Origin of the sequence: Klebsiella sp. 141162, from assembly GCF_050600755.1 — a bacterium.
Classification (GTDB): Bacteria; Pseudomonadota; Gammaproteobacteria; order Enterobacterales; family Enterobacteriaceae; genus Klebsiella; species Klebsiella aerogenes.
The window spans coordinates 685,127-709,726 of sequence record NZ_JAQIRI010000001.1; the positions used below are offsets into that span (position 1 = coordinate 685,127).

The 24,600-nt window shown below is 55.9% G+C and carries 25 protein-coding genes and 1 pseudogene; 25 read left to right on the forward strand and 1 reads right to left on the reverse strand.

All coding sequences use genetic code 11. The annotated features are described in order from the left end of the window. Positions 1-27: 27 nt before the first annotated feature. Together pflB and tdcG are read left to right on the forward strand one after the other, a co-directional pair. Entirely contained in the window at positions 28-2,322 is a 2,295-nt protein-coding gene (pflB, locus tag PGR23_RS03155; protein ID WP_396279570.1) for a formate C-acetyltransferase, read from the forward strand. Between the two features lie 86 nt (positions 2,323-2,408). Continuing rightward, complete coding sequence (gene tdcG, locus PGR23_RS03160) at positions 2,409-3,773, forward strand: L-serine ammonia-lyase (RefSeq protein ID WP_213797654.1); 1,365 nt, start codon at positions 2,409-2,411, stop codon at positions 3,771-3,773. Between the two features lie 4 nt (positions 3,774-3,777). On the opposite strand, the gene PGR23_RS03165 is transcribed toward tdcG, so the two are convergent. Next, on the reverse strand, positions 3,778-4,464 hold the full coding sequence (locus tag PGR23_RS03165) for an RluA family pseudouridine synthase (protein WP_047045221.1): 687 nt from the start codon (positions 4,462-4,464) through the stop codon (positions 3,778-3,780). Between the two features lie 252 nt (positions 4,465-4,716). On the opposite strand from PGR23_RS03165, the gene PGR23_RS03170 reads away from it, so the two are divergent. From PGR23_RS03170 to PGR23_RS03280, 23 genes and pseudogenes are all read left to right on the forward strand, one after another. After that, positions 4,717-5,439 (forward strand): ABC transporter ATP-binding protein, encoded by a 723-nt coding sequence (locus tag PGR23_RS03170; RefSeq protein ID WP_047077783.1) that lies wholly within the window; start codon positions 4,717-4,719, stop codon positions 5,437-5,439. Positions 5,440-5,454: 15 nt separating this feature from the next. Further along, positions 5,455-6,411: an ABC transporter substrate-binding protein gene (locus PGR23_RS03175; protein ID WP_289578601.1), complete on the forward strand. Its 957-nt coding sequence runs from the start codon at positions 5,455-5,457 to the stop codon at positions 6,409-6,411. Continuing rightward, complete coding sequence (locus PGR23_RS03180; RefSeq protein WP_045390469.1) at positions 6,408-7,415, forward strand: FecCD family ABC transporter permease; 1,008 nt, start codon at positions 6,408-6,410, stop codon at positions 7,413-7,415. The genes PGR23_RS03175 and PGR23_RS03180 overlap by 4 nt, the downstream gene beginning before the upstream one ends. Positions 7,416-7,888: 473 nt before the next feature. Then, positions 7,889-8,113 (forward strand): hypothetical protein, encoded by a 225-nt coding sequence (locus PGR23_RS03185; protein WP_227505020.1) that lies wholly within the window; start codon positions 7,889-7,891, stop codon positions 8,111-8,113. A gap of 70 nt (positions 8,114-8,183) precedes the next feature. Next, positions 8,184-9,527, forward strand: a complete 1,344-nt coding sequence (gene tssK, locus PGR23_RS03190) for a type VI secretion system baseplate subunit TssK (RefSeq protein ID WP_063416409.1) — start codon at positions 8,184-8,186, stop codon at positions 9,525-9,527. Beyond that, positions 9,524-10,189 (forward strand): type VI secretion system protein TssL, short form, encoded by a 666-nt coding sequence (tssL, locus tag PGR23_RS03195; protein ID WP_315710905.1) that lies wholly within the window; start codon positions 9,524-9,526, stop codon positions 10,187-10,189. Before tssK ends, tssL begins: the two co-directional genes overlap by 4 nt. After that, complete coding sequence (locus PGR23_RS03200; RefSeq protein ID WP_396279571.1) at positions 10,186-11,865, forward strand: OmpA family protein; 1,680 nt, start codon at positions 10,186-10,188, stop codon at positions 11,863-11,865. Before tssL ends, PGR23_RS03200 begins: the two co-directional genes overlap by 4 nt. A gap of 200 nt (positions 11,866-12,065) precedes the next feature. Then, the gene (locus tag PGR23_RS03205; protein ID WP_396279572.1) at positions 12,066-14,444 is read left to right on the forward strand and encodes a type VI secretion system Vgr family protein; all 2,379 of its coding nucleotides are present in this window, start codon (positions 12,066-12,068) and stop codon (positions 14,442-14,444) included. 39 nt (positions 14,445-14,483) lie between these two features. Beyond that, positions 14,484-14,741, forward strand: a complete 258-nt coding sequence (locus tag PGR23_RS03210) for a PAAR domain-containing protein (RefSeq protein WP_045390479.1) — start codon at positions 14,484-14,486, stop codon at positions 14,739-14,741. Then, entirely contained in the window at positions 14,738-15,898 is a 1,161-nt protein-coding gene (locus tag PGR23_RS03215; RefSeq protein ID WP_047045196.1) for a hypothetical protein, read from the forward strand. The genes PGR23_RS03210 and PGR23_RS03215 overlap by 4 nt, the downstream gene beginning before the upstream one ends. A 2-nt stretch (positions 15,899-15,900) precedes the next feature. Beyond that, complete coding sequence (locus tag PGR23_RS03220) at positions 15,901-16,659, forward strand: DUF4123 domain-containing protein (protein WP_045390483.1); 759 nt, start codon at positions 15,901-15,903, stop codon at positions 16,657-16,659. Between the two features lie 56 nt (positions 16,660-16,715). Further along, positions 16,716-17,285 carry a DUF3304 domain-containing protein gene (locus tag PGR23_RS03225; protein ID WP_396279573.1) on the forward strand — a complete coding sequence of 190 codons (570 nt, stop codon included), beginning with the start codon at positions 16,716-16,718 and terminating at the stop codon, positions 17,283-17,285. After that, positions 17,258-17,407 (forward strand): hypothetical protein, encoded by a 150-nt coding sequence (locus PGR23_RS03230; protein ID WP_155956334.1) that lies wholly within the window; start codon positions 17,258-17,260, stop codon positions 17,405-17,407. Before PGR23_RS03225 ends, PGR23_RS03230 begins: the two co-directional genes overlap by 28 nt. Positions 17,408-17,527: 120 nt before the next feature. Beyond that, entirely contained in the window at positions 17,528-18,097 is a 570-nt protein-coding gene (locus PGR23_RS03235; protein ID WP_396279574.1) for a DUF3304 domain-containing protein, read from the forward strand. Beyond that, on the forward strand, positions 18,070-18,432 hold the full coding sequence (locus PGR23_RS03240) for a hypothetical protein (RefSeq protein ID WP_396279576.1): 363 nt from the start codon (positions 18,070-18,072) through the stop codon (positions 18,430-18,432). The genes PGR23_RS03235 and PGR23_RS03240 overlap by 28 nt, the downstream gene beginning before the upstream one ends. Before the next feature lie 156 nt (positions 18,433-18,588). Next, positions 18,589-19,158, forward strand: coding sequence for a DUF3304 domain-containing protein (locus tag PGR23_RS03245; protein ID WP_396279577.1), 570 nt, complete (start codon positions 18,589-18,591; stop codon positions 19,156-19,158). Continuing rightward, the gene (locus PGR23_RS03250; RefSeq protein WP_396279578.1) at positions 19,131-19,481 is read left to right on the forward strand and encodes a hypothetical protein; all 351 of its coding nucleotides are present in this window, start codon (positions 19,131-19,133) and stop codon (positions 19,479-19,481) included. Before PGR23_RS03245 ends, PGR23_RS03250 begins: the two co-directional genes overlap by 28 nt. Positions 19,482-19,660: 179 nt before the next feature. Then, positions 19,661-20,230, forward strand: a complete 570-nt coding sequence (locus tag PGR23_RS03255) for a DUF3304 domain-containing protein (protein WP_396279579.1) — start codon at positions 19,661-19,663, stop codon at positions 20,228-20,230. After that, entirely contained in the window at positions 20,203-20,352 is a 150-nt protein-coding gene (locus PGR23_RS03260; protein ID WP_155956335.1) for a hypothetical protein, read from the forward strand. Before PGR23_RS03255 ends, PGR23_RS03260 begins: the two co-directional genes overlap by 28 nt. A gap of 116 nt (positions 20,353-20,468) precedes the next feature. Continuing rightward, positions 20,469-21,040 (forward strand): annotated as a pseudogene (locus PGR23_RS03265) (DUF3304 domain-containing protein). Then, a complete protein-coding gene (locus tag PGR23_RS03270) occupies positions 21,013-21,354 on the forward strand; it encodes a hypothetical protein (protein ID WP_396279580.1) in 342 nt (113 codons plus the stop codon). Before PGR23_RS03265 ends, PGR23_RS03270 begins: the two are co-directional and overlap by 28 nt. A 178-nt stretch (positions 21,355-21,532) precedes the next feature. Then, entirely contained in the window at positions 21,533-22,123 is a 591-nt protein-coding gene (locus tag PGR23_RS03275) for a DUF3304 domain-containing protein (RefSeq protein WP_396279581.1), read from the forward strand. Beyond that, a complete protein-coding gene (locus PGR23_RS03280; protein ID WP_396279582.1) occupies positions 22,096-24,498 on the forward strand; it encodes a T6SS phospholipase effector Tle1-like catalytic domain-containing protein in 2,403 nt (800 codons plus the stop codon). Before PGR23_RS03275 ends, PGR23_RS03280 begins: the two co-directional genes overlap by 28 nt. The last annotated feature ends 102 nt before the right edge of the window (positions 24,499-24,600 follow it).

The following is a 24,600-nucleotide window of genomic DNA, read 5'->3' on the forward strand; positions in this document are numbered from 1 at the left end:
TTGTGGTCCTGTAGAGAGATTATTTTCATGAAGGTAAATATCGATACCAGCGATATGCTGTACGCCGAAGCATGGCACGGATTTAAAGGTACGGACTGGAAAGAAGAAATTAATGTCCGTGATTTTATTCAGCACAACTATACGCCATATACCGGAGATGAATCATTCCTTGCTGAGGCGACGCCGGCGACGACCGCGCTGTGGGAAAAAGTCATGGCCGGCATTCGCGTGGAGAACGCCACCCACGCGCCGGTTGATTTTGATACTAATATCGCCACCACCATTACCGCTCACGATGCCGGCTATATTGAGCAATCGCTGGAAAAAATAGTCGGCTTGCAAACGGATAAACCGCTCAAGCGCGCGCTGCATCCGTTTGGCGGCATTAACATGATTAAAAGCTCGTTTGATGCCTATGGCCGGGAAATGGATAGCCAGTTTGAATATCTGTTCACCGAGCTGCGTAAAACCCACAATCAGGGGGTATTTGACGCTTATTCGCCGGATATGCTGCGCTGCCGTAAATCCGGCGTGCTGACCGGTCTGCCGGATGGCTATGGCCGCGGGCGTATCATTGGCGACTACCGCCGCGTGGCGCTATACGGCATCCGCTATCTGGTGCGTGAACGTGAACTGCAGTTTGCCGATCTGCAGGCAACGCTGGAGCGCGGGCAGGATCTGGAAGCCACTATTCGTCTGCGTGAAGAGCTGGCGGAACACCGCCGCGCGTTGCTGCAAATGCAGGAGATGGCGGCGAAATACGGCTGCGATATCTCCCGCCCGGCGCGCAACGCTCAGGAAGCGGTACAGTGGTTGTACTTCGCCTATCTGGCGGCGGTGAAATCGCAAAACGGCGGCGCGATGTCGCTGGGGCGTACCGCCTCTTTCCTCGATATCTATATCGAGCGCGACTTCCACGCCGGGATCCTCAATGAACAACAGGCCCAGGAACTGATCGACCACTTCATTATGAAGATCCGCATGGTGCGTTTCCTGCGTACGCCGGAATTCGACACGCTATTCTCCGGCGATCCTATCTGGGCAACCGAAGTGATTGGCGGGATGGGGCTGGATGGCCGCACGCTGGTGACTAAAAACTCCTTCCGCTATCTGCATACGCTGCACACCATGGGCCCGGCGCCGGAACCCAACCTTACCGTATTGTGGTCGGAAGCGCTGCCGATTGCCTTTAAGAAATATGCCGCCCAGGTCTCGATCGTCACTTCCTCGCTGCAGTATGAAAACGATGACCTGATGCGCGCCGATTTCAACAGTGATGATTACGCTATTGCCTGCTGCGTCAGCCCGATGGTCATCGGCAAACAGATGCAGTTCTTCGGCGCGCGCGCCAACCTCGCCAAAACGCTGCTGTACGCAATCAATGGCGGGGTGGATGAGAAACTCAAAATCCAGGTCGGGCCGAAAACCGCGCCGCTGATGGATGAGGTACTGGATTACGACAAAGTGATGGCCAGCCTCGATCATTTTATGGATTGGCTGGCGGTGCAGTACATCAGCGCGCTGAACATCATTCATTACATGCACGATAAATATAGTTATGAAGCCTCGCTGATGGCGCTGCACGACCGCGACGTATACCGCACTATGGCCTGCGGGATTGCCGGGCTGTCGGTGGCGGCGGATTCGCTTTCGGCTATTAAGCACGCGAAGGTGAAACCCATCCGCGACGACAGCGGCCTGGCGATCGATTTTGAGATTGAAGGCGATTATCCGCAGTACGGCAATAACGATCAGCGCGTCGATAGTATTGCCTGCGATCTCGTTGAACGCTTTATGAAGAAAATTAAGGTGTTGCCGACGTACCGTAACGCGGTGCCCACGCAGTCGATCCTGACGATTACCTCAAACGTGGTGTACGGCCAGAAAACCGGTAATACCCCGGATGGCCGCCGCGCCGGTACGCCGTTTGCGCCGGGGGCCAACCCGATGCATGGCCGCGATCGCAAAGGGGCGGTCGCTTCGTTGACTTCCGTGGCTAAGTTGCCGTTCACCTACGCGAAGGATGGAATCTCTTATACCTTCTCGATCGTCCCGGCGGCGTTAGGTAAAGAGGCGAGCGTCCGGCAAACCAACCTCGTCGGTCTGCTCGATGGCTACTTCCACCACGAAGAACGGATCGAGGGCGGCCAGCATCTGAACGTCAACGTGATGAACCGCGAGATGCTGCTGGACGCCATAGCTCATCCGGAAAATTATCCGAACCTGACCATCCGCGTCTCTGGCTATGCGGTGCGCTTTAATGCGCTAACCCACGAACAGCAGCAGGATGTCATTTCGCGAACCTTCATCCAGGCGCTGTAACGCAACGGGGCGACGATAATGGTCGCCCCATTTTTATCATGGGTGTGAAACCTGGTCTTCACTGCACGGTAAACCGAGGTGTAGATATGATTAGCGCTTTCGATATTTTCAAAATTGGTATTGGTCCTTCGAGCTCTCATACGGTGGGGCCGATGAATGCAGGAAAAAGTTTTATCACCGAGCTGGCGACCCGCGGCGACCTGACGCAGACTACGCGCATTGTCGTCGATCTGTACGGTTCGCTATCGCTGACCGGCAAAGGGCATGCGACCGATGTCGCCATTATCATGGGGCTGGCGGGAAATAGTCCGCAGGATGTCGATATTGACGCCATCCCGGCTTTCATTCAGCAGGTGACCGCGAGCGGCCGTCTACCGGTGGCGAAGGGGAGTCGTCAGGTTGATTTCCCGCTGCCGGAGAGCATCGTATTTCATGATAGCGCGCTGGCCCGCCATGAGAACGGTATGCGCATCAGCGCCTGGGATCATCAGCAGCCGCTACTCAGCAAAACCTATTACTCAATTGGCGGCGGATTTATCGTTGAGGAATCGCGTTTTGGCCAGACTCACGATATCGCAACGCCCGTCCCCTTTGATTTCCGTTCCGCCCATCAACTGCTTCAGCTGTGCGAACACAATGGCCTTTCCATCTCTGGCCTGATGATGCAAAACGAGCGGGCGCTGCGCGATAAGGGGCAAATCGATGCTGGCTTCGCCGCCATTTACGCGGTGATGCGTAACGGTATTGAGCGGGGAATGAATACCGAGGGCGTGCTGCCGGGGCCGCTCAACGTGCCGCGGCGGGCGGCGGCGCTGCGCCGACAGCTGGTGGCCAGCGATAGTCTGTCCCGCGATCCGATGAACGTCATCGACTGGATCAATATGTTTGCGCTGGCGGTGAGCGAAGAAAATGCCGCCGGTGGCCGGGTTGTCACCGCGCCTACCAATGGCGCATGCGGGATTATTCCCGCGGTTCTGGCCTATTACGACAAGTTTCGCCGCCCGGTCAATGCCAACTCGATTGCCCGCTATCTGCTGGCTGCGGCGGCTATCGGTTCACTGTATAAGATGAATGCCTCTATATCTGGCGCAGAAGTTGGCTGTCAGGGCGAAATTGGCGTGGCCTGCTCTATGGCGGCGGCTGGGCTGACGGAGCTCCTTGGCGGCAGCCCGGCGCAGGTATGCAACGCCGCGGAAATCGCCATGGAACATAACCTCGGTCTGACCTGCGATCCGGTGGCCGGGCAGGTGCAAATCCCCTGCATCGAACGCAATGCCATCAATGCGGTGAAGGCGGTTAACGCCGCGCGGATGGCGCTCCGCCGAACCAGCGAGCCGCGGGTTTGTCTCGACAAGGTCATTGAGACAATGTATGAAACCGGTAAAGACATGAACGATAAATATCGCGAAACCTCACGCGGCGGGCTGGCGATAAAAGTGATTTGCGACTGACGAATCAGAAAGGGCTGGGCTGGCGCGCCGCTATCGCTTCACCGCTGACCGGATGGTGAAAATGCAGTTCGCTGGCGTGGAGCATCAGGCGTGAGGCCTGATGTGACGCCAGCCCTCCGTAGAGATCGCAGCCGAGAATCGGATAGCCGAGATGCTGGCAGTGGATGCGTAGCTGATGGGTGCGTCCGGTTTCCGGTAGCAATCGTACGCGAGTTACCGCCAGCGAACCATCGGCTGTTGACAACCATTCCCGTGATAGCACCTGAAAGCACGAGCGCGCCGGTTTACCGTTACGCACGCTAATCGCCATTCGTGGAAACAGCGCCGGATCTTTAGCAATCGGCGCGTCTATCACCCCTTCATCTTCCTCTGGATGCCCACACAACAGGGCGTGATAAACCTTGCTTACCGCCCGCTGGCTGAACTGCTGACACAGCGCGGCGTTTATCGCTTTGTTACGCGCCACCACCATAAGGCCGGAAGTCCCGAAATCGAGCCGATGAACCAGCGAGCACCCAGGAAAATTCTGCACCAGGCGGTGATGGACCGAATCCAGGTTCTGCGGGTTCTTACCCGACAGGCTGAGCAGACCGCTGGGTTTGTCGATCAATAACAAATGTTCGTCCTCGTAGAGGATCTTAATCTGCGCGGAACAAGGTGGGGCGATGAAGGTATCAATTACGGTAGACATGGGCAGGCGCTGCTTAAGGGTGAGGGCGGATGATAGCGAATCTCTGTCTGGAAGGCGACCCGGAATCTACGCTCCGGAACGGAAGACTTTTTAGCGAATAACGATAACAAAGTATGCAACCCCTTTGCAGAGACGAGTGGGGTGTGATACATAATTGTTATGTTATAACATATAAAATAAAGTAATATGTCCAAGGTCGATACTGAAATACTTCGCATCAATACGCTGCATCTGACAGCCAAAAGGGGGGCCGTGATACTCGACGGTATTCATTTCTCGCTCCGAGCCGGGGAAAAGCTGGCGGTTATTGGACCTAACGGCAGCGGTAAGTCGAGCCTATTAAGAGCCATTATTGGCGAACTCTGTCCGGATAAAGGGACGCTGTACTGGCAGGGGCGTCCACTACGGCAACTGTCGCCACAAGAGCGTGCGCGGAATATTGCCTTCCTGTCGCAAAACGATATCCCCGATTTGCGTCTGACGGTGGAAGAGTATGTTCAATTGGGGCGTTTACCGTATCGCGAATCACCGTCCTCGGCGCAGGGACGTCGCATCGTGGAGAGCGTTATTAGTGATACGGATCTGAAACCTTTACGCCATCGCCAGTTGGGCGACCTCTCCGGCGGTCAGCGCCAGCGCGCCGCGCTCGCCCGCGCGCTGGCGCAATCGCCCACATTATTACTGCTGGATGAGCCGACTAATCACCTCGATCCGCTGGCGAGAACCGAGTTACTTGCCCTGGTAAAACGCGCAGAGGTTGCGGTGATTGCGGTGTTACACGACCTTGCCGCGGCTGAAGCCTTTGCCGACCGGATGCTGGTTCTCCACCATGGCAAGCAGGTGATTTGCGACGTACCCGAAGCTGCGCTGCACCCCAGCGTGAGCTATCCGGTTTTTGGCATGACCAGTTTTCGCGTGGCGCATCCCGTTAGCGGTAAAGCGCTGCGCATTTTTGAAGTTCCTCATCGCGCTTAATGAACTCGAGTAAATATGAACAAACTTTTAACTACTTTATTGCTGCTGTTAAGTAGCCCGTTGGCGCTGGCTAATCAATTTCCCGTCACCGTGGATAGCTGCGGTAAGCCCATCACCTTTAATCAACCCCCGCAGCGCGCGGTGATTAACGATCTTAATATGGCGGAAATGGCCTTCGCGCTCGATCTCCAGCAGCGGATTGTGGGGCTAACCGGCATCACCGGCTGGTACAAACTTACGCCGGAGTTCAAAGCGGCGATGGGGGCCATTCCCGAGCTGGCGCCTAAATATCCGGCGCTGGAAACGCTGCTGGCGGTTCGGCCGGACTTTTTCTTCGCCGGCTGGAACTACGGCATGAAAATCGGCGGCGATGTGACGCCGCAGACGCTGGCGCCATATGGGATTAACACCCTGGTACTCAGTGAAAGCTGCGTCCAGGCCGGCGGGCGCGGGAAGAAAGCTGATATGAGTTTGCTGTACAACGATGAACTCAAGTTGGGCAAGATTTTTGGCAAGCAACAACAGGCAGAAGCGCTGGTGGAAGGATGGAAGCGTCGCCTGGCGCATCTGCCTGCCAGGGCAGCGAATACGCAGCCGCTGCGGGTCTTTGTCTATGACTCCGGCGAAGATAAACCTTTTACCAGCGGCAAGTACGGGATGCCGACGGCCATTATCGAGGCGGCCGGGGGACGCAACGTGATGGATACTCTGGACGCGAACTGGACAACGACGAGCTGGGAGGCGGTGGCGGCCAGAGAACCACAGGTGATTATTCTGCTCGATTACCAAACCGGCACGGGAACCGAGGCGCTGCAGCGCATACTGGAATCCCATCCCCTGATGAAACAGACCCCCGCTGTCCGGCAGCAGCGTTATCTAAAGTTGCAGTATGCTGAATTGACTCCGGGGCCGGCGAATATTGCGGCAGTTGAGAAGCTGGCGCATCTCTTATATGCCACGGACGTGAAATGAAGCCGTCAGTGCAACGTTTTGTTCTATGGACGGCGCTGGCATCCGTCGTTTTATGCGCCTTGATGATTTCGAGCCTGCGGTTGGGGAGTGTGGAACTCTCATGGCGACAGGTGATATCAGCGTTAGGGCTATCATCGGCTCCCATTCCCGAAATTTTGAAAACTATCATCATTGACTTACGCCTACCACGGAGCCTGCTGGCGGCGTTGACCGGCGCAGGACTGGCGATCGCCGGCTTGCTGTTACAGACTACGACACGTAACGAACTGGCCGATCCATTCTTGTTCGGTCTCTCTTCAGGCGCTTCCGCCGGCGCGGTGCTGGTGATCACCCGTTTCGGCGAGATACTGGGGGCGTTTACGCTGCCGGTCTCGGCCTTCATCGGCGGGATATTATCCGCGCTGGCGGTGATGATGTTGTTTCGCGTCAACCAGCTAAGGCGAGCGGAACAGTTAATTATCTGCGGCCTGGCGGTGTCGTTTCTTTTCAGCGCGCTGACCAGCTATCTGGTCTTTTCCGGCGATCAGCGAGCGGCCGGTTCGTTGCTATTCTGGTCATTGGGCGGTCTGGGACTGGCGCGATGGGACAACCTGTTCATTCCGTTATTGAGCCTGGCGTTGTTGAGCGGATTTACCCTGATTCGCTGGCGGGCGTTGGATGCGCTGCTGGCGGGGGAGCAGACGGCCTGCTCGCTGGGCGTCGACGTGGAGCGGCTGAGAAGCGAAACCTTTCTCTGCTGCGCGTTGGCTACCGCTTTGCTGGTCTCTTTAACCGGGGTCATTGGTTTTGTCGGCCTGATGGTGCCTTATCTGGCGCGTCGGGTCGTGGGCGTCAGGCACCGAATGGCCGTGCCAATGTGCGCTCTGCTGGGCGCGATATTGCTCATTGGCGGCGATATACTTAGCCGAAGCCTGATAGCGAATCAAGAATTACCGATTGGTATTATTACTGCCGGGCTTGGCGGCGCGTTTATTGTTAGTCTGCTGATGCGGGCAACACGATAAGCCGGGTCAAGGCTAATAAAACCCATTAATTGCGCGCAATTAATGGGTTTTATTATTTGAATGAATGTTATTCGCCGAATATAAAAATATTCTCCGCCGTTGAAGAGGTGACTTTTCTGGCTGGTGCGCATTTGGGGGAGATAGAATGTTTGTAAATAATTCGCCAGAAATATAATTGAGCCGAAAATTCTTTCAGGTCAATATTGTTGCGGCATAGCGGTAAGTGATGATTTATATCAATGGAATAGGCATCATTGGCGCATGCCCCGTTAGTCAGTGAGTTTTTGGTTTAATTCCCTACTAAAAGCACATGAGCCCACGCGATATATTGCAATATTGCGATTGCTGGTTATTTTGTTTGTTATTTCTATAGTGAATATTCTTGATATCAATCTAAATATGGTTCATTAATCTGGGTGGCTAACGGTAACTAGTGATTCATTCTGATGTGGTTCGGATATATAAGGGATGTAATGAACAACGCCTTCCCAGGTGAGCGACTCAATACCCGTATTCATTCACAATTGTCACTGCATATCGAAATTGAACCGAGGGCCGTCGAGCTGACGCTTAAACTTCTTGCCGTTAGTCGTTTCGATAATATTAAAGCCCACCCAATATTCGTTCAAGAAAAAATAAATACCAATAACAATAATTCAATTTTTTCTCTTTCGGAGCGCCGTTCGCCCGTGAGTTAGCAAGGTGAAATGAAATCTGGGGTTTAAGAACGTCTTATTGAAGAAGCAAAAGTAACGCACAGGAGGTGCGATGAAAACATTACGACCACTGTGGGGCAGGGGTCAGATGATCTCCCCACAACATTTTCAACAACAGGTGAACCAGGCGGCCTGGCAAAGCGAATGTATTGCCCGTCTGGGAGTAATGAATCCCTGGGGCGTCATCCGCGTCGAATTTGACGCCGCCCTGCTAAAGCAAGGGACACTGAAAGCCAGTCACCTGTACGTGCGCTTTCCTGACGGCACGCTTATCGACAGCGATAACGCTGATGCGCTTCCTGCGGTAATGGTATTGCCGCAGGAGGACTGCCGTGAATTAACCGTGGTGCTGGCGCTGCCTCATGAGAATGAAAACGGCGGCAACTGCCTGCAGATGGAAGAGCGCGCAGAGCGGCCGGTACGTTGGCGTCTGGCCTGGCGAGAAGTGCGCAACAGATATGGCGAAGACAGTCGACAAATTGCGGTGCTGCTTGCGCAACTGACGCTGCGCGCTGCGGATGACGATAACGGCGATTATCAAACCGTCGCCCTCGCCAGACTACGTCGCGACAGTCAGAACTGTTGGTCGCTGGATGAGCACTTTATCCCGCCGCTGCTGAAAGTGTTGGCCAGCCACTGGCTTTACGAACAAACAGAACAGCTGACGAATCAGCTGCGCGCGCGCCTGCAGCGCCTGATGGCGATGCGCCGGGAGAGCAACGCCAGGATGGCGGATTTTGCGGTAGCGGATGTATCACTGTTCTGGCTACTGAACGCGCTCAACAGCGCGGAGCCGGTGTTGAGCCATTTTCTACGCCATCCACAGGTACATCCGGAACGGCTGTATGAAGCGCTGGCCGGCCTGGCGGGCAGTCTGCTGACCTTCTCCCTTGACCATACTACGGCGGATATTCCGCCTTATCGCCATCAGGCGCTGACAGAAGTCTTTCCACCGTTGTTCAAATTACTCGGCGTACTGCTCGAAGCCAGCCTGCCATCCAGGGTCGTGGCGATTGAAATGACGCACGATGACCGGCGTAAGCGCTGGCATGCCCGTCTGCACGATCCAAGGTTGCGCGAAGAGGCCGATTTTTATCTCTCGGTGCGTTCCGCGCTACCTGCGGCGCAGCTGCTGGAGCAATTTCCGCAACAGTGTAAAGCCGGTAGCCCCGATGAGGTTGACCGGGTGGTCAACGGTTCGCAGCCGGGTATTCCGCTAAAGGCCATGAGCCATGTTCCCGCCGCCATCCCGCTGCGCCTGGAAAATCAGTATTTCACCCTTGATATGACTCATCCGGCGGCGCAGGCGATGCTGGCGGAAGGGAGTTGCGTCTTTTATGTGCCCGGCCTGCTGGGCGACCCTGAACTCGAACTGTATGCGGTGCTGCGCTCATGACTCAGGATCTCAATATTGATGCTCTGCTGGCGGATAGCTGGCTTACGGTGACGGAACTGCGTCTCGGCGCCAAACTGGCCGAGGGGGAGGGGAAGCTCCTCTGGCAGCGTTGTGTAAACAACATTGAACAGGTGATGGCGCAGCTTGTGGCCGCGGATGTCAGTGAGGCGAACCGCCAGCATATCCTTTATAGCTGGTGCGCGCTGCTGGATGAAACCGCCAAAGGCCGCAAAGAGGAAGATGACGCCAGTATCACCTGGTACGATCGACCGCTGGAGGTCAAATATTTTGGCGGTATGGAAGCCGGGGATGCGCTCTATGAGCGCATCCGCCAGGTGCTGCGCGAACCGGCGCCGGATCTAGCCGTACTGACCTGTTTTCATCGGGTGCTGGCGCTGGGGTTTAAGGGCCGGTATAGCCTTGATGACCCGGCGCGCGCAGCGCTTGTCAGCGCGCTCGGCGAGCGTGTACCGCCGTTTGCGAGCGACCCGCATCAGCCGATACTGGCGGCGCTCTCCGGGCGCAACGGCATGGCTGACTGGCTGCGCCGTTGGCCTATCTGCATTGGATTGTCGCTGGCGGCGGTGGCCGCGCTGTGGCTGGGGTTGAACTACTGGCTGGATGGTCTGGTAGCGGCTTTGCAACTGGGGAGCGGGCAATGAACGCGCGCTATCAGCGCCTGTTATGGTTGTGGGCGGGGCTGCTGGTAGTGCTGCTGAGCCTGCTGTTTCTGCCGTTAACCACCGGCGGCCGGTTGCTGGCTGTTGGGTTGACGGTGGCGGGCGTAGCGGCCGGAGTGGTCTACGTCGAGCGGCAACGACGCGGGCGACCAGAGGATGCCGACTGGATGGTTGAGCTACCGCCGGCGCCTTACCGACTGCCGGTTGTGCTGGTCTGCGGCGACACCGCGGACTGGCCGGGAGAAAGCGCGGTTTATCCTACCTCACAAGGTTGCTGGCTGAGAGTCACCACCGCCGCGTTACAGCAGACGGTGCGTTATTTGCAGCGTGAGCGGCCGGCGCTCATCGCGCAACTGGCAGTGATGTTCTGCGTGCAGCCGCAACAACATGATGATGACGCGGCGCTGACGGCCCGGCTTCGCGAGTTGCGCTGGCAGCTTGCTCAGGTGCGGCGTGATACCCGCCGGGCGATACCGTTACTGCTGAACAGCACCCTGTCCGGCGCATCGCTGGAGCCGTTATGGCAGACAGCGTGTGTCGGAGAGATGACGCAGGTGTGGCCCTCTGACGGCGTGCCGTGCAGCAGCGCAAGCTGGCTGATGCAGGCTGATGGCGCTCATCGCCTGGCGGCGCTGGTGAGGATGAATGCGTTTGCCCGCTTTACGCAGCAGATGGCGTTGAGCGCGTTGACTGCGGCAACCGACGATGTTCCCCCGATTGCTCCGGCAGTCGTGCTGTATCATTTCACGCCTGCCGGGGCGCCTGTCGTGGCGGATAACCTATGGCAGCGCTGGCTGTCTGGTCATACCGCCCTCAACTCACTACCGGGCTGGTTGCCGGAAATGACTTCAGAAGCGCGGACATTGCCTGATTTCATTTTGCCAATACTACCGCTGGGCGGTGGCATCACGCCGAAAAACCGTGCTCTGCGGCGGGCATTCTGCCTGTTCTCCCTCGCGGCCATGATCGCGCTGTGCTGCAGCGCATGGAACAACCATCAACTCCTTCAGCGGATCGGCTTTGATGTTCAGCGCTATGAACGGACGGCGATGGACGACCATGCAGCAAAAGCCCGCGCCGTACAGATTTTACGTCAGGATGCGGCGCAACTGGACGCCTTCGCGCGTGATGGCGCGCCGCTGGCGCTGGGGCTCGGGCTATATCGCGGCGAGCGTCTGCGTCAGACGGTACTGGAAACGATTCGCTCCTACGTCCCCCCGCCACCGCCGAAAGCGGTAGAAAAAATCGTGCCGAAAATTATCCGCCTCGACAGCATGTCACTTTTCGATACCGGCAAGTGGACGCTGAAACCGGGCTCCACCAAGCTGCTGGTGAACTCGCTGCTGGGGATAAAGGCCAGGCCAGGTTGGCTTATCGTCATCGCCGGGCATACCGACAGCGTGGGTGATGATAAATCCAACCAGACACTCTCTCTGAAGCGTGCCGAATCGGTGCGCAACTGGATGCGCGACACCGGTGACGTGCCGGAAAGTTGTTTTGCGGTACAGGGTTATGGCGAAAGCCGACCTATCGCCAGCAACGAGGCGCAGCAAGGCCGGGCGCTGAACCGCCGGGTCGAAATTAGCCTGGTGCCGCAGGCCGATGCCTGCCGGGTGGCGACCAACTCCGCCTCATCCCCGGCGGATGGTGCTTTCTAAACCGACTATCTCATCAATCTCCGTGCGGGCAGGTTTTCCTGTCCGTCGTTTTTGTTGCCGGGGACCGGGGTCAACACAATCTGCCCAACCTTGTGCGCTTTTGGGCTCCTCATCAACAGGAAACAGCGACGGGCGGTAGCGTGGCTGAAAGTGATGGAAGGGAGATAAAGAAAATGGTGTTTGATAAGGGAAAATAAACCATGAGTGACATAAAGCCTTTGTTTTTCAACCACAGTCATCATCTTTTACAGGTGCATGGTTGTAACTCCTCGCTGGATGTTCTGTGCTTCGAAGGCGAGGAAAACTTAAGCGAGCCTTTCCGCTATACCATTGAATTTACCAGCAGCGATCGCGCCATCACCCCGCAGCAGATGTTGCTGCAAAACACCTCGCTGACCTTGCAGGCGCCGGTTGACCAGGGATTTGGCATTAAGATCCAGCAACCGGTGCGCGTGCTGCAGGGGACGATCACCACTTTTGAACGGATTTCCACCTCAAAGGAGGAAACGCGTTACGCCTTGACGTTACAGCCGCGTCTGGCGTTACTGTCGAAGAGCCATCAGAATCGAATTTACCAGGACATGTCGGTGCCGCAGATTGTGGAGCACATTCTCAGAACCCGTCACCACATGCGCGGGGAAGATTTTGTATTTCGACTGGCGCATGAATATCCGCGCCGTGAACAGGTGATGCAGTACGGCGAGGACGATCTGACTTTTATCTCCCGGCTGTTGGGCGAGGTGGGGATCTGGTTTCGCTTCACCGCAGATACCCGGCTAAATATTGATGTGGCGGAGTTCTTCGACGACCAGCAACACTACGAGGCGGGGCTGATGTTGCCCTCGGTCGCCCCGTCAGGGCAGCATGATGGCGGCAGCGAGTCGGTGTGGGATTTGCAGAGCCGACACCACGTGGTTGAGCGTTCGGTCTTCACCCGTGACTACAACTATCGTAACGCGCCCGAGGACATGAATCTCAACATCAATGTCAGCCGCGGCGATAGTACCACCTATGGTGAAGCCTATCACTGGGCGGACAACTATCTGGCGCCGGGTAATCGCTACCAGCATACGCCGGACCCGGAGAGCGGGGCCTTTTATGCCCGTATTCGCCATGAGCGCTACCTGAACCAGCAGACGCGGCTGAGCGGGGAAACAAACTGCGCGACACTGGCACCCGGCCAACTGCTAAAAGTGAACGGCGGCGAGGAGGTGACGGAGGTCTGGCGCCGGGGCGTGGCGATCACCGCTATTCACTGTCGCGCCCGCCGCGATCGCAGCTTCGAAGTGACGTTTCAGGCCATTCCCAGTGTAGAAACCTATTGCTTTCGCCCGGCAATCATCAGCAAACCCAAGATGGCCGGGACGTTGCCAGCGTGCGTCACCAGCACCAAAATCAACGATCTCTACGGCCATATCGATCGCGACGGACGTTATCGGGTGAACTTATTATTCGACCGCGATCGCTGGCAGCCGGGTGAGGAAAGCCTGTGGGTGCGGCAGGCACGCCCTTACGCCGGTGAAACTTTTGGCCTGCATCTGCCGTTGTTAGCGGGAACCGAAGTGGCGATCGCTTTTGAGCAGGGGGATCCGGATCGGCCCTACATCGCCGGCGCGCTGCACGATTCCACGCACCAGGACCATGTGACGCTTTACAACTACAAGCGCAACGTGCTGCGCACGCCAGCGAACAACAAAATTCGCCTCGATGATACCCGAGGTAAAGAGCACGTTAAGGTCAGCACCGAATATGGCGGCAAGAGCCAACTGAACCTCGGCCATCTGGTGGATCATCAGAACACGCCGCGGGGAGAAGGGTTTGAGTTACGCACCGACAGCTACGGCGCGATCCGCGCAGGCAAAGGGATATTTATCACCGCTGACGAACAGCTGAAAGCGATGGGGGCGGTCGCGGAAATGGAGCCCGCCAGTAAATTGCTCAGCGCCGCCGCAGTTCAGCTCAACGACTGGCAGGAGATTGCCCGCACCCACTACAACATCCCACCGGATATCAGCACGTTAAAGCAGTTCGTCGGCAAAGCCGTCAATCTGGCGAGCCCCGTCCTGCTGATGAGCGCGCCGAAGGGCATCGGCATCGTGACGGCGGAAACGACGCTGTTGCAGAGTGGTAAAGGACTGTATCTGCAAAGCGCCAGCGATATTGCGCTGGCCAGCGGTAATCGTTTGTCGGTGAATACCAAAAACGCTATCTCACTGCTTTCCCACCGCGAAGGGATGCGTATGGTATCGGTGAAAGGCCCGCTGGAGATAGAGTCGCACGGCGATACTCTGGCGCTCACTTCACTGAAAGATATTACCGTTCAGTCAACGCAGGGTCATCTGCAGCTTACCGCGAAAAATGGTATCACACTGGGCTGCGGCGGCGGCTACATTCGTCTGACTCCGCAGGGGGAAATCCACCTTCATAGCCCGAGCCTGCTCAGTTTTAAGGGCACACATAAGATGCAAGGGCCCGCCGGCGAGACATTTCCGCTTCCCGACCTTCCCACATCGATTTGTAAAGATTGCCTGATTCATGCGCAAGAACTGGCTCAGACCTTTGTTCCGCGTGCCGCCTGACAATCGCTCATTGATATAACTTACCCGGAGGAACAGACCTTGAAACCCATTATTCGGCAGGGTGATAGCTTGCGTGAGCATGGCGGTACGGTGATCGGCGGCCATTACCTCTGTTTTGGTAAAGGTATCGCCTGTAAAGGCGACCAGGTGAGCTGCAATAAACATGGCCTGACGGTCATAGCCGAAGGAAGCTCGCTGTATGAAGTGGATGGTGCTCCGGTGGCTCTTGACGGGCATCGTTGCGCCTGCGGCTGTACGCTGGTGAGTTCACGCCCTGATTGCGAAGTCGCGCTATGAGACAGCTCACCGACTATCTGCCTTACAAAACCGCCACGCCCCCCCACAACGGACGGTGGTTGTCCTTTGGCGCGGGGCTGACGTTTATCAGCGGAGGAGGCGCGGCGTTAATGCCTGCCGAAGCGCGTGGAGGGGCGTTAATTGCCGTCGCGATCGTTAGCGCCGTGCTTTTGGTCTTCATCATCTGGATGCTGCGTCTGCTTTATTACCGCCTGTCGGTCCACTACACCCAGTACTACCAGCGGTTGATCGATCTCGATCATCAAACGTGGTGGGCCCGGCATCAATATAGCGTTGGGCTGGTGGAAACAGTGCTGCTGGGGCCGGTGGGGTGTGAGCCCGAGCACTGGCAGACGCTGCTGAAGCGAGAACATCAGGCGCCAAAAGAGAAACTGGAGGCCGGTGCGCGGGCGCTGCGGCTGATCCACTCGGACATCGTTGATATCGACCTGCGCGAACAACAGCTGGCCCGGATGCTGGTGCGGCAATGGTTGGCGCAGCGAGGCGACCATCAATTTCCCTGCCTGAGCGGCTGTTACTGGCAGGGCAGCGAACCGGCATGGCGAGAATTTTGCGCCGAGCTGCGAAAACGCTATCCCACCGCTCAGTTGCCGCATATGGCGGAACCCTGGCAAGGTGAGGCCAGCTTATCGGAGATTACCGCACGAATGAATGTGGCTGGCGACGCATGTTTCATTCTGGTGGCAGGGTGCCAGTCGGTAGCGGCGACGGCTGATACCGCAAGACCGGCGGGTGAATCCGCCGTGCTGTGGTTACTGGCCCGGGAGGGGGAGGCGCGACTGACCCGCGGCGAGGTTTATGAAGGCGCCGCGGTGGAAAATATCCAGCAGGTCTGTCAGCGGGCGATGCAGCAAAGCGGGGCCGAACGTCCGCCCGATCCCTGTATCGCATTTACACAGCCGCAAATCCCTGAACTGGCGCAAAGCGGCTGGAACAGCAACCAACTCCTGCAGGATGAAAACTGGGGAGAGACGGGGCAGATGGAGCAGCTCATCACCATCGCGCTGGCGGCGATATTTGCCCGCCGCTTTCATCAGTCTTGCGGCTGGATCGCCCGCGATCCGCGTCATGCTCTCTCTCTGGGCATCGTCACCGCAGCCGTGCCGGCACCGCAACCTCAAGATAAGAAGGAATGAACATGTCGTTAATGAATCAGGAATGGACTAGCAAGCTGGAACAATTTGCCCGAAAGCTCGCGCTGCGCGACGTCTATCTCATTGCCGATCAAGGTGTTTTAAGCAATCCGTTGTTGGATGGCTTAAATAGACTTTCTCCTCCGGTGCAGTGGTTCTCGCTCTATCAGGGGCAACCGGAAGAGCCGCTGCTGGAGATGGCGCCTTTATTGATGCGGCTTGAGCTAGCTTGCTGGCAGCATCGTCAGTGGCTCGCCGATCTGATCGCCGCATTTTCCTACAAGCCGGGTCTGCTGATCTTTCTCTCACCGCTAAGTTTTTCAACGCTCGCCGCCCACTTGCGCAATCTGGCCGATGGCGCCTGGGAAGACCGTTCTGGCCTGGTGCGCTATTACGATACCCGCATGTTCCCCTTGCTGATGCAGCATGTGCTCACTGAAGAACAAAAAGCGTGGTTTTTAGAACCGGTTTATCTCTGGAGCTATCGCGATAGAGACAACAAGATCTGCTGGCTGGAAGGCGAGTGTTCGCCAGTTCAGGCAACGATCCCGGAGGCGATCAAGATTAATTTCAGCGATGAGCAAATAATGAAACTGGATGTCGCTATCGATGCCCAGCGATTTACGGTTTCTGAAAAATTCAGCACCTTTTTTACGACTCAGGAGGACAAATTTAATACCCTTTGGCAGCTCGGCTGGCAGGCGCATCAGCAGAATTTTATCGGTGATTTAGCTTCCTGGTTCGAAAGTCACTTTGAGGAATGAAACATCCTCCCTTTTGATAATCAATAGGCGATTATCAGTTCTGTATGGACACATCAATGATAAAGCATATTCGTATTTTGCCCGGCGGGCTGGCGGTGCTCGCCGCCGCTTTTCTCTGCCTGCTGACGGCCTGCCGCGATCATAGTCGCGACGGCATGAGCGCCGCTGATATAGCCGTCTTAAACCATGGTCCGGACGCCATTGTCTCGTTGCAGGTGAACGGCTACGGGGGGCCAGGCGCTAACTCCTACGGCGGTGGCGGCGGCTTCTGCTGCGTGATGGTGCCTGATGTCTGGCGCCCGGGGCTGACGGCAAAAATCACCTGGACCTCCGATCCTAACGCATGGATGAAATCGAGTGAGATGCCCGATGATTATGAAACTCACTATCAGAAACATGGGCCGATTACTGTCCCTATCGAACGCTGGGAGAAGGGGCAGGCCTGCGGCTTTGATGTGCATATTTTCCCCTGTGATAAGGTGCGGATAGTACGATCGTGCTACGGTCGTGCAGCCCCGGAATACCCGATACTTCCTCATCCTGATGAGGATAAAAAAGCAGATAATGTTATTTTTAAACATATCAAGGAGGAAGTTGTATGTCCGACACCGCAGACTCCACGCTGAATGCCCTGAAGGCGCTTATTGCGGCCTTTCAGACCGGTGCGACTCCGGTCGCTGTTAAAACCTCCACTGTGGAAGCATCTGGAAAACCGGTATTAATGTCTGTAGCGGCCAATTTTATTTGACCGCTACAAATATCATTATCACAAATATTCTGGAGGTATATATATCAGCAAAAAATATAATTCTGTCATCACGTCATCTCTTAATAACGCGCATTTAATTTCTTTTGTAAGGACACATCAATGATAAAGCATATCCGTATTTTGCCCGGCGGACTGGCGGTGCTGGCCGCCGTTTTGCTCTGCCTGCTGACGGCCTGCCGCGATCACAGTCGCGACGGCATGAGCGGCGCTGATTTAAATGTCTATAACCACGGTCCGGATGCCATCGTTTCGGTGCAGGTGAATGGCTACGGCGGGCCAGGCGCTAACTCCTACGGCGGCGGCGGCGGCTTCTGCTGCGTGATGGTGCCAGATGTCTGGCGACCGGGCCTGACGGCAAAAATCACCTGGACCTCCGATCCTAATGCCTGGATGAGACTGAGTGATATGCCTGATAACTATTCGCAATATTATCAGCGCCATGGGCCAATTACCGTGCCGATAGAGCGCTGGGAGAAGGGGCAGGGCTGCGGTTTTGACGTGCATATTTTCCCCTGCGATAAGGTGCGGATAGTCCGTTCCTGTCATATGCGTGATTCCCCTGAATACCCAGTACAACCTGAACCTGACGAAGAAAAAAAAGCAGATAGCGTTATTTTCAAACATATTAAGGAGGAAGTTGTATGTCCGACACCACAGACTCCACGCTGAATGCCCTGAAGGCGCTCATTGCCGCCTTTCAGACCGGCGCCACTCCGGTTACGGTTAAAGCCTCCACCGCGGAAGCCGCCAGTTTACCGCCGAAGTTTCCCGGGCCGGATGACAAAAAGCCCGCGGATAACTCCACACAGCAGAAAACCCAATACAACGAGCGCGGCCGCCTGCCGGCGAGCAGAACGCAGACCGAAGGTAACTACGCCAGGCAGTACCTGGAGGGATATGTCGGGGAGTCCGATCATCAATCGGACAAAAAAACGGAGCCAGGCTGCCCGCCAGCCTGCATACACAATTCGCTGCTGACTAATATTGCCGGCTCTGGCCTATGAGAAACCGGTATTGATATTTGCAGCGGCCCATTTTATTTGACCGCTATAAATATCATTATCAGTTATATATGGAGGTTCATCTATTAGCATAAATACAATCATTTAATTATGTCATTTATTAATAAGTCACCACTTTATATTTGTAAGGACACATCAATGATAAAGCATATCCGTATTTTGCCCGGCGGGCTGGCGGTGCTGGCCGCCGCTTTTCTCTGCCTGCTGACGGCCTGCCGCGATCACAGTCGCGACGGCATGAGCGCCGCCGACATAACGTTGTTAAACCACGGCCCGGATGCCATCGTTTCGGTGCAGGTGAATGGCTACGGCGGGCCAAGGGCCAATTCCTACGGCGGCGGCGGCTTCTGCTGCGTGATGGTGCCAGATGTCTGGCGCCCGGGCCTGACGGCAAAAATCACCTGGACCTCCGATCCTAACTCCTGGATGAAATCGAGTGAGATGCCCGATGATTATGAGACTCACTATCAGAAACATGGGCCGATTATCGTCCCTATCGAACGCTGGGAGGAGGATCAGGCTTGCGGTTTTCATGTGCATATTTTCCCCTGCGATAAGGTGCGGATAGTCCGTTCCTGCATACCACCGGGGCAACCGGGATATCCGGTACCCCAATCGCCACCAGACTGGAAGGAAAGAGCCAAAAATATATTTTATAAACATATCAAGGAGGAGATCGTATGTCCGACACCGCAGACTCCACGCTGAATGCCCTGAAGGCGCTCATTGCCGCCTTTCAGACCGGCGCCACTCCGGTCGCGGTTAAAGCCTCCACCGCGGAAGCTGCCAGCTTACCGCCAAAGTTTCCCGGGCTGGATGATAAAAAGGGAGAAAAGCCTGCCGATAAATCTACACAGCAGAAAGCCGAATACAACGAGCGCGGCCGCCTGCCGGCGAGCAGAACGCAGGCCGAAGGCAACTATGCCAGGCAGTATCTGGAAGGATATGTCGGGGAGTCCGATCATCAATCGGATAAAAAAACGAAACCGGGCTGCCCCGCCAGCCTGCATACACAATTCGCTGCTGACTAATATTGCCCGGCTCTGGTCTATGAGAAACCGGTATTGATATTTGCAGCGGCCCATTTTATTTGACCGCTACAAATATCATTATCAGTTATATATGGAGGTTCATCTATTAGCATAAATACAAGCATTTAATTACGTCATTTATTAATAAGTCATCACTTTATATTTGTAAGGACACATCAATGATAAAGCATATCCGTATTTTGCCCGGCGGGCTGGCGGTGCTGGCCGCCGTTTTTCTCTGCCTGCTGACGGCCTGCCGCGACCATAGTCGCGACGGCATGAGCGGCGCTGATATAAACGTCTTAAACCACGGTCCGGATGCCATTGTCTCGTTGCAGGTGAATGGCTACGGCGGGCCAGGCGCTAACTCCTACGGCGGCGGCGGCGGCTTCTGCTGTGTGATGGTGCCAGATGTCTGGCGCCCGGGTCTGACGGCAAAAATCACCTGGACCTCCGATCCTAACGCATGGATAGACCCGAAACATATCCCAGACGATCATGCGAGTCATTATCAGCGTCATGGACCGATCACCGTCCCCATTGAACGCTGGGAGAAGGGACAGGCCTGTGGCTTTGAAGTGCATATTTTCCCGTGCGACAAGGTAAGAATTGTTCGTTCTTGTCACGATCGCTCATCTCCGGAATATCCGATACATCGTGCGCCCGATGAGGATGAAAAGGCGAAAAAAATATTATTCGACCATGTTAAGGAGAATATCGTATGTCCGACACCGCAGACTCCACGCTGAATGCCCTGAAGGCGCTTATTGCGGCCTTCCAGACCGGGGCTACTCCGGTCACGGTTAAAACCTCCACTGTGGAAGCATCTGGAAAACCGGTATTAATGTCTGTAGCGGCCAATTTTATTTGACCGCTACAAATATCATTATCAGTTATATATGGAGGTTCATATATTAGCATAAATACAGTTATTTAATTACGTCATTTATTAATAACTCATCAATTTATATTTGTAAGGACACATCAATGATAAAGCATATCCGTATTTTGCCCGGCGGGCAGGCGGTGCTGGCTGCCGTTATTCTCTGCCTGATGACGGCCTGTCGCGACCACAGTCGCGACGGCATGAGCGGCGCTGATATAAATCTCTATAACCATGGCCCGGACGCCATTGTCTCGGTACAGGTGAATGGCTACGGGGGGCCAAGGGCGAATTCCTACGGCGGCGGCGGCGGCTTCTGCTGCGTGATGGTGCCAGATGTCTGGCGACCGGGCCTGACGGCAAAAATCACTGGACCTCCGACCCTAACTCCTGGATGAAACTGAGCGATATGCCTTACAACTATTCGCAATATTATCAGCACCATGGCCCTATCACCGTCCCCATTGAACGTTGGGAGAAGGGGCAGGCCTGCGGTTTTGATGTGCATATTTTCCCCTGCGACAAGGTGCGGATAGTCCGTTCCTGTATCCCGCCGGGACAGCCGGGGTATCCGGTACCCCAGTCTCCACCTGACTGGGAGCAACGAGCGGATAAGATCATTTTCAAACATATTAAGGAGGAAGTTGTATGTCCGACACCGCAGACTCCACGCTGAGTGCCCTGAAGGCGCTTATTGCGGCTTTTCAGACCGGCGCCACCCCGGTTACGGTTAAAGCCTCCACCGCAGAAGCGGCCAGTTTACCGCCAAAGTTTCCCGGGCCGGATGACAAAAAGCCTGCGGATAACTCCACGCAGCAGAAAACCGAATACAACGAGCGCGGCCGCCTGCCGGCGAGCAGAACGCAGGCCGAAGGCAACTATGCCAGGCAGTATCTGGAAGGATATGTCGGGGAGTCCGATCATCAATCGGACAAAAAAAAGGAACCGGGCTGCCCCGCCAGCCTGCATACACAATTCGCTGCTGACTAATATTGCCGGCTCTGGCCTATGAGAAACCGGTATTGATATTTGCAGCGGCCCATTTTATTTGACCGCTACAAATATCATTATCAGTTATATATGGAGGTTCATCTATTAGCATAAATACAAGCATTTAATTACGCCATTTATTAATAAGTCATCACTTTATATTTGTAAGGACACATTAATGATAAAGCATATCCGTATTTTGTCCGGCGGGCTGGCGGTGCTGACCGCCGCTTTTCTCTGCCTGCTGACGGCCTGCCGCGATCACAGTCGTGACGGCATGAGCGGCGCCGATATAACAGTTTTAAACCATGGTCCGGACGCCATTGTTTCGATGCAGGTGAACGGCTACGGCGGGCCAGGCGCTAACTCCTACGGCGGCGGCGGCGGCTTCTGCTGCGTGATGGTGCCAGATGTCTGGCGCCCGGGGCTGACGGCAAAAATCACCTGGACCTCCGATCCTAACTCCTGGATAGACCCGAAGCACATCCCTAATGATCATGCGAGTCATTATCAACAGCATGGGCCGATTACTGTGCCGATTGAACGCTGGGAGAAGGGGCAGGCCTGCGGTTTTCATGTGCATATTTTCCCCTGCGATAAGGTGCGGATAGTGCGTTCCTGTGTGCTCCCGGGGGGGCCGGTTCAGCCAGGTCAACCTGAATATCCAGTCCCTCAGTCTCCACCTGACTGGAGGGAAAGGGCACACAAAATACTTATCGAACATATCAAGGAGGAAGTTGTATGTCCGACACCGCAGACTCCACGCTGAATGCCCTGAAGGCGCTTATTGCCGCCTTTCAGACCGGCGCCACTCCGGTCGCGGTTAAAGCCTCCACCGCGGAAGCTGCCAGCTTACCGCCAAAGTTTCCCGGGCTGGATGATAAAAAGGGAGAAAAGCCTGCCGATAAATCTACACAGCAGAAAGCCGAATACAACGAGCGCGGCCGCCTGCCGGCGAGCAGAACGCAGGCCGAAGGCAACTATGCCAGGCAGTATCTGGAAGGATATGTCGGGGAGTCTGAACATCAATCGGACAAAAAAAAGGAACCGGGCTGCCCGGCCAGCCTGCATATCAGCCTGTTCTTCGACGGTACCTGTTGTAATGAAGAGGGGGCTGATGAGGTCTACGGTTCGCGTAACCCGCCGCTGACCAATATTGGCCGTTTCTACCATGCGGCAAACTGGAAAGAGCAGGATGAAACTGCGGAAAACGACGGCTACTTCAGTTACTACTTCCCCGGATGTGGCGCGCGCTTTCCGGAGATTGGTGAAGAGCACTACTCCCTGGACGGCGAGCTGTTTGCCAACGGCGGTGAGGACCGTATCAACCAGGCGCTGCTTAAAACCTACAGCAGCATCTGCTATGCGGTGAAAAAGGAAAGGATAGAAGACAGCGAACTGACCGGATATCGGCAAAGTATGGCCACCGTCTGGCCCTTCTCGCGGCTGACCCAGAAGTTCAACCGTAAAAGCGCGCTTGACAAATTCTGCGACGACCATCTGGGGTACGTGGTCAACCAGTGGCCGCGGCAGCCAACGCGGCTGCATATCCAGCGCGCGCAGCGGCGCATCGCCAAAATCAAGCTCTTTGTCTACGGCTACTGCCGGGGGGCCGCCATCGCCCGCGCCTTCGCTCGCGGGCTGGAGTCGCTGCTCGATGACGCTAAAATGCCGCTTGATGCGACAAATATGCTGCCGGCGGGCACCGTGGTACCAGGCGGCCCGACGCTGCTGGGCATCCCCATCAGTATCGAGTTTATGGGGCTGCTGGATACGGTCTCCGCGGTTGGCGTGCCGCATATCCTGCCGTCGGCCACCGGGCATCTGGGCTGGGCGGCCAACAGCCTGCGGCTGCCGACCACCAAAGGTTTTTTAAAAAGCTGCTACCACTTTGTCGCCGGCCACGAGCAGCATGGCGACCTGCCGCTGGACTCCATTCGCGGTCCGGACGGTAAATACCCGGCCGGGGCGGTGGAGGTGGTCTATCCCGGAATGCATGCCGATGTCGGTGGTGACTGTAAACCCACTGAACTCGGCAAAGTGCAGACCGACGCCCGCAGCCTGCTGTCAAAGATTGTGCTGCATGATATGTATGCCGCCGCTTTTGATGCCGGGGCGCCGCTGAGCGTACCTGAGGAAGTATTGCCCGGCGGCGCCACAGGCAAAAAATATCGGGTAATGACCAATGATGTATTAAAACAATTCAAAATCTCCGAACAGGCGATTGCCCTGTTTAACGCCTGGCAGCAGGCCGGGGCGCAGCAGGCGGGGGCGAAGACCGAAACGCCGGCCGTCAACGAGGCGGAGGTGGTGGCCATCGCCGTGGCCCAGGGCCGGGATCCGGTTGCCGCGCTGAAGGCGGCTCACGACAAGGCGGATGGCGATAAGGCGAAAGCCGCGGCCGCCGCTGCGAAGCCGCCGGAGAACGGCCCGCTGGGCAAGCTGCCGGATCCGGTGTATGTGCCGCTGAAGGCCAAAGCGCTGGAGGTGATGCTGGCGGACCAGCTGAGCTGGATCACCGCCTGGCGCACCGAGCGCTTTGCCAGCCCGCAATACGCCGATAAGTATTATCAGCGTAAGCCTTTTTATCAGCAGGCGCTGAATGAGCAGGTCAGCGCGCTGCCGTCGGCGGCGGCGCCCGCGGAAAACGAAGGGCCGCGTGAAGTGCCGTTTATCGATAAGGATCGTCTGGATCGCGCGGCGTGGGGCTATGACTTTGCCCATACCGGTATCGTGGCGCTGCTGGGCCAGGTGCTGCTGGATGTGATCCCCACCACGCAGACCAACCAGCTTGGCGGTCCGCTGGTGGCGGCGCAGGAGTCGGAATATATCCAGATCAAGAAAAGCGGCGATGCCCGGAGGGCGGCGCTGATGGGCTCGCCGACGATGCTGGATTTTTATGATAACTACGTGCATGACACGCTGGCTAAATATAATCACGACCCGCTGCACTCCTCGTTTTCCCACGGTTATTTTGCGTCGCGGACGATTTACGATAACGATGATGATACGTGGGATTCGGTGAAACAATTTGGCCAGCGGGTAAAAGCGATTATTGATATTAATGTCGGCGATATATTAGTGCAGGCGCGAACGGATATGAAAATACAGCTGAAGATATTTATAGCGGACAATTCTATTTGACCGCTACAAATATCATCATCACAAATATTCGGGAGGTATATATATCAGCAAAAATATAATTCTGTCATCACGTCATTTATTAATAACGACGCATTTAATTTC